At 71.1% G+C, this 9,035-nt stretch carries 6 protein-coding genes; 1 reads left to right on the top strand and 5 read right to left on the bottom strand.

What is annotated here, in order from left to right; all coding sequences use genetic code 11:
• The 5 genes from AC3EVP_RS34535 to AC3EVP_RS34515 all read right to left on the bottom strand — a co-directional run.
• Positions 1-123, bottom strand: a 123-nt coding sequence (locus AC3EVP_RS34535; RefSeq protein ID WP_435137136.1) for a LacI family DNA-binding transcriptional regulator, incomplete at its 3' end; no start/stop codon positions are given.
• Between the two features lie 133 nt (positions 124-256).
• Positions 257-1,918, bottom strand: a complete 1,662-nt coding sequence (locus AC3EVP_RS34530) for a glycoside hydrolase family 13 protein (RefSeq protein WP_435137133.1) — start codon at positions 1,916-1,918, stop codon at positions 257-259.
• A 160-nt stretch (positions 1,919-2,078) separates the two neighbouring features.
• On the bottom strand, positions 2,079-2,987 hold the full coding sequence (locus tag AC3EVP_RS34525; RefSeq protein ID WP_435137130.1) for a carbohydrate ABC transporter permease: 909 nt from the start codon (positions 2,985-2,987) through the stop codon (positions 2,079-2,081).
• Positions 2,988-3,010: 23 nt separating this feature from the next.
• A complete protein-coding gene (locus AC3EVP_RS34520) occupies positions 3,011-3,958 on the bottom strand; it encodes a carbohydrate ABC transporter permease (protein ID WP_435137127.1) in 948 nt (315 codons plus the stop codon).
• 178 nt (positions 3,959-4,136) lie between these two features.
• Entirely contained in the window at positions 4,137-5,507 is a 1,371-nt protein-coding gene (locus AC3EVP_RS34515) for an ABC transporter substrate-binding protein (RefSeq protein ID WP_335982550.1), read from the bottom strand.
• A 547-nt stretch (positions 5,508-6,054) separates the two neighbouring features.
• Between AC3EVP_RS34515 and AC3EVP_RS34510 the strand changes: the two genes are divergently transcribed.
• Entirely contained in the window at positions 6,055-9,027 is a 2,973-nt protein-coding gene (locus AC3EVP_RS34510) for a carbohydrate-binding protein (RefSeq protein ID WP_435137123.1), read from the top strand.
• The last annotated feature ends 8 nt before the right edge of the window (positions 9,028-9,035 follow it).

Below are 9,035 nucleotides of genomic sequence, written 5' to 3'. Positions count from 1 at the left end.
GACGGCGGTGAGGACCGCCTGCCGGGTCGCATCCGACACCCCGGGTTTGCCGTTGAGGACGCGGCTGACCGTCGCCTGGCTGACGCCCACCCGACGGGCCACCTCGGAAAGTCTACGAGCCATGGGGCATCACTCCGTGTGTGTCGGTCGTGGGTCGTGGGTCGTGGGCCGGGACGAAGGGGCCGCCCGGTGCGGGGCGTTCGGGGCCGGGCGGCCGCTTCGCGGGGAATGCGCGGCGGAAATGGCGGAAATGCGGTCAGGGCCGGCGCAGCCAGACGGTCGTGTCGGGCGGCAGGTGGCCGGTCGCCGGGTCGAAGTCCACGTCGCTGGCCAGGAGCAGGTGGGCGTCCCGCGGCAGCGGCGCGGGGGCGGGGGAGAGGTTGGCGAGGCAGACGAAGCCGTCGGCGCGGGTGAAGGCGAGGACGGCGGGATCGTCGACGGGGAGCCACCGGAAGTCGAGGGTGCGCAGGCCCGGTTCGCCGCGGCGCAGTGCGAGGGCGGTGCGGTAGAAGGTGAGCATGGACCCGGGCCGGCCGTCCTGGGCCTCGGCGGTGCAGGAGGCCCACTGCGCGGGCTGGGGCAGCCAGGGTGCGGCCTGGGCGGTGTCGGGGCTGAAGCCGAACGGGGGCAGGTCGCCGGACCACGGCAGCGGGACGCGGCAGCCGTCACGGCCGACGTCGGTGCCGCCGGTGCGGTGGAAGATCGGGTCCTGCCGCAGGTCGTCGGGGATGTCCTCGACCTCCCACAGGCCGAGTTCCTCGCCCTGGTAGATGTAGTGGCCGCCGGGCAGCGCGAGCGCGAGCAGGAGGGCCGCGCGGGCGCGCCGGGTGCCGAGCGCGAGGTCGGTGGGGGTGCGGTGCTGGCGCAGGGCGTGGCCGAAGGAGGAGTCGGCCCGGCCGTAGCGGGTGACGTGCCGGGTGACGTCGTGGTTGGACAGCACCCAGGTGGGACTGGCGCCGACCGAGGCGTGGGAGCTGAGCGTGGCGTCGATGACGGTGCGCAGGGCGGCCGGGTCCCAGGGGCTGTTGAGGTAGTCGAAGTTGAACGCGGTGTGCATCTCGTCGGGCCGCAGGTAGTGGGCGAAGCGGACCGGGTCGGCGAGCCAGACCTCGCCGATCAGCGCGCGCGGCGGGGAGTAGGCCTCGGCCAGGGCGCGCCAGGAGCGGTAGATGCCGTGGACGTCGTCCCGGTCGATGTAGGGGTGCGGCAGCGGCGGGGCGGCCGAGTCGAAGTCGGGCAGGGCCGGGTCCTTGGCGGGCATGGTGGCGGAGTCGATGCGCACGCCGTCGGCGCCGCGGTCGAACCAGAACCGCAGGACGCTCTCGTGCTCCTCGCGCACCTTGGTGTTGTTCCAGTTCAGGTCCGGCTGCTCGGGGGCGAACAGGTGCAGGTACCACTCGCCGGGGGTGCCGTCGGGGTTGGTGGTGCGGGTCCAGGCCGGGCCGCCGAAGACCGACTGCCAGTCGTTGGGCGGCAGCTCGCCCGCCGGGCCGCGGCCGGGCCGGAACCAGAACAGGTCGCGGGCCTCGGCGCCGGGACCGCAGGCCAGCGCCTCGCGGAACCAGGGGTGCCGGTCGGAGACGTGGTTGGGCACGATGTCCACGACGATCTTCAGGCCGAGGGCGTGGGCCTCGGCGATCAGGGCCTCGGCGTCGGCCAGGGTGCCGAACGCGGGGTCGATCCGGCGGTAGTCGGCGACGTCGTAGCCGGCGTCCGCCTGCGGGGAGGCGTACCAGGGGCTGAACCACAGGGCGTCCACACCCAGGCCGGCCAGGTAGGGCAGGCGCTCGCGCACACCGGTCAGGTCGCCGACGCCGTCGCCGTCGGAGTCGGCGAAGGAGCGGGGGTAGACCTGGTAGATGACGGCGTCCCGCCACCACGGGGACTGCTGGGCGGCGGTGTCGTTCGCTGTGGCCACGGGGGCTGGCTCCTTGGTTGAGAGGACGTGCGCCGTTCGCGGGCGCGGCGGGGCGGGCCCGGCCGCGGCGGCCGGGCCTGGCGGGGTCGGCTGGGCGCCGGGCGTGTCGGTTCGGCTGGGGGCCGGTACGTCGGCGGCGGGTCGTACCGTCCGGCGGGTCTCAGCCCTTGAGGGCGCCGGCGGACAGGCCGCCGAGGATGTGCCGTTGGAAGAAGAGGAAGAGCACGATCATGGGGACGGCCGCGATGGCCAGCCCGGCGATCATCTCGGTCGGCGGGACCTGCGTGGTGGAGGTCGACAGCCGGTGCAGGGCGACGGAGAGCGTCTGCTTGTCCGGGTCCTGGAGCACCAGCAGCGGCCACAGGAAGTCCTTCCACATCCCGACGACCGAGAAGATGGAGATCACCGCGAGGACCGGGCGGGACAGCGGCAGCACCACGCGCAGCAGCACCTGGAGCCGGCCGGCGCCGTCGATGGCGGCGGCGTCGAGGATGTCGCCGGGGATCTGGTCGAAGAAGCGCCGCAGCACGTAGATGTTGAAGGCGTTGGCCGCGCCCGGCAGCCACAGCCCCCAGGGCGAGTTGAGGAGGCTGACGTGCAGGATCGGCAGGTCGGTCACCGTCAGGTACGCGGGCACCAGGAGCGCCGCGGCCGGCAGCATCAGGCTGGCCAGCATCCCCGCGAAGACCACCTTCCCGAAGGCCGGGCGCAGCTTGGACAGGGCGTAGGCGGCGCAGACGTCGACCGCGATCTGGATGAACCAGCCGCCGACCGCGTAGTAGACGGTGTTGAGGAAGAAGTGCGCGATGTCCATCTGCGTCCAGGCGTCGTGGTAGGCGGCGAGGTGGACGGACTTCGGCAGCAGGGTGGGGGTCTGGGTGGCGAACTGCTTGGGGGTCTCCAGTGCGGACGAGGCCATCCAGTACAGCGGGAACAGGAAGGCCGCGCAGAAGACCAGCACGGTCACGGTCAGCACGGCGAAGTACACGCGCCGGTTGCGGGGGCGGGCGAGCTCCTGGTCGGAGAGCAGGCTGCGGGTCGCCGGCGAGGAAGGCGTGGTCGTGGACATGGGGTGGGTTCCTTCCCCGGGTGTCAGTCGGCGTCGCGGGTCAGCCGCAGATAGAGCGCGGCGAAGACCCCGAGGACGGCGAAGAGCAGCACGCTCATGGCCGCGGCCAGGCCGAAGTCGTTGTTGACGGCGAAGGCGTAGCGGTAGATCAGCGTCATCACGGTGATCGTGGACGGGTCGGTGAAGCCGGTCATCTGGAACGGCTCGATGAACACCTGCATCGTGGCGATGATCTGCAGGAGGAGCAGGACCAGCATGATGAACCGCATCTGCGGCAGCGTGACGAACCGCAGCCGGGCCCAGATGCCGGCGCCGTCCAGTTCGGCCGCCTCGAACAGCTCCCCGGGGATCGACTGCAGAGCGGCCAGGTACATCAGCGTGGCCCCGCCCATGTTGGCCCAGGTCGAGACCAGCACCAGGGAGATCATCGCGGTGTGCGGGGACTGCACCCACTGCGAGGTGGGCAGGTGCGCCCCGCGCAGGACGGTGTTGAACAGGCCCTGGCCCGGGTCGTAGAAGTACTGCCACAGCATGACGCTGACGATCGGCGGCAGCATCACCGGCAGGTAGACCGCCACCCGGAAGAAGCCCTTGAAGTGCCGCAGCTCGTTGAGCAGGACCGCGATCACGAACGGCACCGCGTACCCCAGCACCAGCGCCAGGCCGGTGAACTCGGCGGTGTTCTTCCACGCCGTCCAGAACAGCGGGTCGGCGAACAGGTGGCGGTAGTTGGTCAGCCCCACCCACTGCGGGTCGGTGATCAGGTTGTCCTGCTGGAAGCTGAGGATCACCCCGCGCACCAGCGGGTACCAGGAGAAGTACGCGAAGCACAGGATGCCGGCGGCGAGGAAGGCGTAGGCCATCGCGTTGTCGGCGATCCGCCGCCGCAACCGCGAGCCGCGCACCGTGCGCGGGTCGGGGCGTACGTGGGGACGCGCGTCGGGACGGTGCGGCGCCAGGGACGTCGCCATAGGGGTTCTCCTCGAAGCTGGATGGGTACCGGCCCGCGGCCGCCGCGACGGGGATCGACGGCCGCGGCGGGCATGCCGGGCGGGCACCGCGGCCTGGTGGCGGCGGTCCGCGGGCCGCGCCGTGCGGTCAGGGCTGTGCGCGGCCCGCGGACGAAGGGACGGAGTGGGCGGGGGCTGCCTACTGCCCGGCGAGCAGGGAGTCGACCTGCCGGGAGGCGGACGACAGCAGACCGTCGATGTCGGCGTCCTTCTGCGTGAGCACCTTGGCCATCACCGTGTCCAGCACCGCGTAGATCTGCTGGGCCTTGGGCGGCTCCAGGTTCAGCGGGACGGAGCCGGCCGCCTTCTCGAACGGGGCGTAGTTGGCCACCGGCTGGTTGGCGTACTTCTTGTCCGCCGCCGCCTTGGTCCGCTCCGCCGCCCCGGTCCAGATGTTCGGCTCGGGCAGGCCGACGGGCTGCTTGTTGGCCGCGGCGCGCTGCTGGCCCGCGGTGATCCGGTCGGGGTTCTCGTACTTGAACATCACCCACGCCAGGGCGGCCTTGATCTGCGCGGGGGAGTCCTTCGGGTTGAACATGAACCCGCCGCCGCCGGCCAGCGTGCCCTTGCCGTCCGGCATCGGGCCCAGCCCGTAGTCGTTCGGGTCGCCCTTGTACTGCGAGGCGATGGTGGGGATGTTGTCGGAGGTGGCCAGGTACATGCCCAGCTTGCCCGAGCCCATCATCTGGAGCAGGTCGGCCCACTCCAGCAGTTGCCGCTGCCCCATCGAGCCGTCGGTCCAGCGCATGTCGTGCAACTGCTGGAGGACGGCCTTGCCGGTGGCGTTGTCGAAGTCGGCCTTCCAACTCCCGTCGCCCTGCTGCTTGGCCACGTCACCGCCGCGCGAGTACATCTCGGCGGTGAAGTGCCAGCCGCCGGTGTTGGACTTGCTGTAGTCCCCGTAGCCGACGGTGCCGTGGCCGAGGGCGGCGATCTTCTTCGCGTCCGCGCGGACCTCGTCCCAGGTGGTGGGCGGCTGGTCGGGGTCGAGGCCGGCCTGCTGGAACAGCTTGCGGTTGTAGACCAGGCCCATCGAGTAGTTGCCCTCGGGCACGCCGTAGCTGTGGCCCTGCGCGTCCTGGAAGACCTTGCGCAGCGCCGGCTTGACCTGCGCGGACGCCGGATAGTCCGTCAGGTAGTCGGTGATGTCCGCGGCCTGGTGCTTGGCGATGAGGCCGGCCGGGTCGGTGAAGTAGACGTAGAAGGCGTTCTCCAGTTGCCCGCCCGCCAGCTTGGTGGCGAAGGTCTGCGGGTCCATCTGGCCCTCGTGCGGCACCACCTTGATCTTGGGGTGCGCCTTCTCGAAGGCGGCCACGTCCTGCAGGAAGATCTTGCGGTTCACCGGGTCGGTCTTGGCCGGCATGTCGTTCACCGTGATGGTGACGCTACCGTCCTTGGACGCGGAGCCTTTCGAGGTGCTGCCGCAGCCGCTCGCGGTGAGAGCCAATGCCGCCGCCGCGGCGACGACGACGGCGATGCGGGCTCTGCTGCCCGCCGGGAAACCGGTCATGGATCGTCCCTGAAGTGGAAATGGGGAAGCAGGGGCTCTGCCTCCCCCGAGGTGACGCACAAGTTACGTGCCTCTTCACCTCATGGCAATACGTAAATGCAAAGACGCAAATCGGGGACCGCTTGATGGAACGGGTGCGCAAAAAGCTTACGAAACGGCGTGCAAAACCACGACGTGCGGTGCGGCGGTCCGGCCGGGGCTTCGCCGGGGCTTCCGCCCAGGTCCCAGGGGCGTGCAGGCGGCGGCTGCCCACGGGCGGGACGGGTTCCGGCGGGGGAGCGGACGGGTCGACGGCCCGCCCGCGGAAGGGCGCGCAAGCGCGCGGCAAGAAGCGGACACCGCACCCGCGCTGCCGCCGCGCCCCGTTTTCACGCGCTTCCACCGAATTCGCCGCCCCTGCTGGGAACTCCCGCCGCGCAAACCCGAAAACGCCCGGAATATGGCGCGCGGCGGTCCGCGAATTCCGGTGGAACGTATTGCCCGGCGGTTAACGCCGCGCTACGTTGCGCGTCACCTCATTCCGCCTCCCCGATTCGGGAGACCCCTCATGCCCCACCATCCTTTCGCCGTACACCGCCGGGCGGTCCTACCGCTGCTGTCGGTCGCCGCGCTGCTGGCCGTCGTCGTCGCGCTGCTCGGCTGGCCCGGGACACCTGCGTCCGCGGCCTCGACCGGCACGACCTACCAGGCGGAGTCGGCGACGCTGTCCGGCGGCGCCAGTGTGCAGAGCGATCACACCGGGTACACCGGCAGCGGCTTCGCCGGCGGTTTCACCGACGGCAACAAGGGCTCCGCCGCAGCCACCTTCACCGTCACCGCGGCCTCCGCCGGCTCCTACGTCTCCACCGTCCGCTACGCCAACGGCACCGGCTCCACCCGCACCCTGTCGGTGTACGTCGCGGGACAGAAGAAGGCCACCGTGTCCCTGCCGGCCACAGCCGACTGGAACACCTGGGCCACCGCCGACACCCCGGTGACCCTGGCCGCGGGCGCCAACTCGATCGCCTACCGCTTCGACAGCTCCGACAACGGCAACGTCAACCTCGACGACATCACCGTCACCCCGGCCGCCGCCCCCGCGGCCGGGCAGTACGAAGCGGAGTCGGCGACGCTGTCCGGCGGTGCCAGTGTGCAGAGCGACCACACCGGGTACACCGGCAGCGGCTTCGTCGGCGGTTTCACCGACGGCAACAAGGGCTCCGCCGCCGCCACGTTCACCGTCACCGCGAGCGCGGCCGGCAGCACCCCGGTGACCCTGCGGTACGCCAACGGCACCGGCTCCACCCGAACCCTGTCGGTCTACGTCAACGGCACCAAGGCCCTCGCCACCTCCCTGGCCGCCACCGCCGACTGGGACACCTGGGCCACCCGCACCGAGAACCTCACCCTGGCCGCGGGCGCCAACTCGATCGCCTACCGCTTCGACAGCTCCGACAACGGCAACGTCAACCTCGACAACATCACCGTCGGCACCACGACCACGTCCCCGCCGACCACGCCGCCGACGTCCCCGGGCGGCGGCAGCGGCAGCGCCCCCGGCCAGGCGTACCAGGCCGAGACCGCGTTCTCCACCGGCGGCCCCTCGACGGCCACCGCACTGTCCGGATACACCGGCAGCGGCTATCTGACCGGCTTCACCGCCACCGGCGCGCAGACCGTCGTCGACACCTTCGCCGCGTCCGCCGGGACGTACCCGGTCGCGGTCACCTACCGCAACACCACCGGCTCGGCGCAGACCCTCTCCCTCTACCTCAACGGCGTGCGCACCACCCAGCTCAGCCTGCCCGCCGCGAACGACTGGGCCTACGTGACGAGCCAACTGCCCCTGCGCGGCGGCCTGAACCTCGTCGGACTCCAGCACGACAGCGGCGACACCGGCGACGTGGCCATCGACAGCGTCTCCGTCGACGGCGGAACCGCCCTCGCCGCCCAGGGCGCCACCGTGCCCTGGACCGAGTACCGCGCCGCGAGCGCCTCGACCACCGGCAGCGTCCTGCCGGCCGGCCGCAACTACCCGAGCCTGGCGGCCGAGTCCACCGCGCGCAGCGCGGTGCAGCTGAAGAGCACCGGGCAGTACGTCCAGATCACGCTCAGCAAGCCCGCCAACTCCGTGGTGGTGCGCTACAGCATCCCCGACGGCTCCGGCACCAAGCCGCTGTCGCTGTACGCCGGCAGCACCAAGGTCACCGACCTCCAGACCACCGACGCCTTCTCCTGGCTGTACGGGGACGGCTACAACGACACCAACACCCCCGACTCCACCACCGGGCACCACTTCTACGACGAGGTCCGCTACCTCAACGCCACCACCTGGCCGGCCGGCACCGTCCTGAAGCTGCAGAAGGACGCCGCCGACACCGCCGCCTCCTACACCGTCGACGTCATCGACACCGAACTCGTCGACCCCGCCTACACGATGCCGGCCGGCTACGTCTCCGCGAGCACCTACGGCATCACCCCCGGCAGCGGCGACGTCACCTCCGCGCTGACCAGCGCCGCGAGCCAGGCGGCCGCCGCCGGCAAGGGCCTGTGGCTGCCCGCCGGCACCTACAGCATCTCCGGCCGCGTCAACCTGGCCAACGTGTCGCTGCGCGGCGCCGGCCCCTGGTACACCACCCTCCAGTCCACCGCCCCCAACGGCGACGGCGGCCTGTTCACCACCGGTGGACGCAACCAGATCGCCGACCTGACCATCTCCGGCGACCAGACCTGGCGCAACAACAACCAGGGCGCCGCCGCCATCGAGGGCACCTTCACCGCCGGATCGCTCATCTACGACGTGTGGACCGAGCACGCCAAGGTCGGCATCTGGGCCGCCCCCGGCACCGGCCTGCTCGTCTCGGGCGTGCGGGCCCGCGACATCTTCGCCGACGGCATCCACCTCCACGGCGGCTCCGACGGCAGCCGCGTCGAGCAGTCCTCGGTCCGCAACACCGGCGACGACAACATCGCGCTGGACACCGAGGGCGGCGATGTCACCCACTGCACGGTCTCCCACAACACGGTCCAGCTCCCGGTGCTGGCCAACGGCATCGGCGTCTACGGCGGCGGCAGCAACACCGTGGAGAACAACGCCGTCAGCGACACCGTCGTCAACGGCTCCGGCATCACCGTCACCACCTACTTCGGGCAGAACTTCTCCGGACCCACCACCGTCCGCGACAACCTCCTCCAGCGCACCGGCTCTTACCACAAGAACTGGAGCACCGACATCGGCGCGCTGTGGATCTACGCCGCCGACCAGGGCGACATCCTCCAGCCGATCTCCGTGACCGGCAACACCATCACCGACAGCACCTACCAGGCCGTCCTGCTCAGCTACGACCACAAGATCGCCGACATCACGCTCGACCACGACACCATCAACGGCGCCGGGACCTACGGCATCGACATCTACGACGTCACCGGCGCCATGACCATCAGCAACACCACCGTCACCGGCGCCTCCTCCGGCGGCCTGTACCTCGACGGATCACCCGGCTTCACCGTCACCAAGGGCGACGGGAACAGCGGGCTGTAACCCTCACC

Source organism: Actinacidiphila sp. bgisy144 (assembly GCF_057708105.1).
Note: the sequence above shows the minus strand (reverse complement) of the source record. Positions and strands in the feature narration are given on the sequence as shown.

Bases quoted from the DNA above. Each gene is read 5' to 3' on its own strand.
- AC3EVP_RS34515 (WP_335982550.1), bottom strand. From the start codon at position 5,507: ATGACCGGTTTCCCGGCGGGCAGCAGAGCCCGCATCGCCGTCGTCGTC.
- AC3EVP_RS34520 (WP_435137127.1), bottom strand. From the start codon at position 3,958: ATGGCGACGTCCCTGGCGCCGCACCGTCCCGACGCGCGTCCCCACGTA.
- AC3EVP_RS34510 (WP_435137123.1), top strand. From the start codon at position 6,055: ATGCCCCACCATCCTTTCGCCGTACACCGCCGGGCGGTCCTACCGCTG.
- AC3EVP_RS34525 (WP_435137130.1), bottom strand. From the start codon at position 2,987: ATGTCCACGACCACGCCTTCCTCGCCGGCGACCCGCAGCCTGCTCTCC.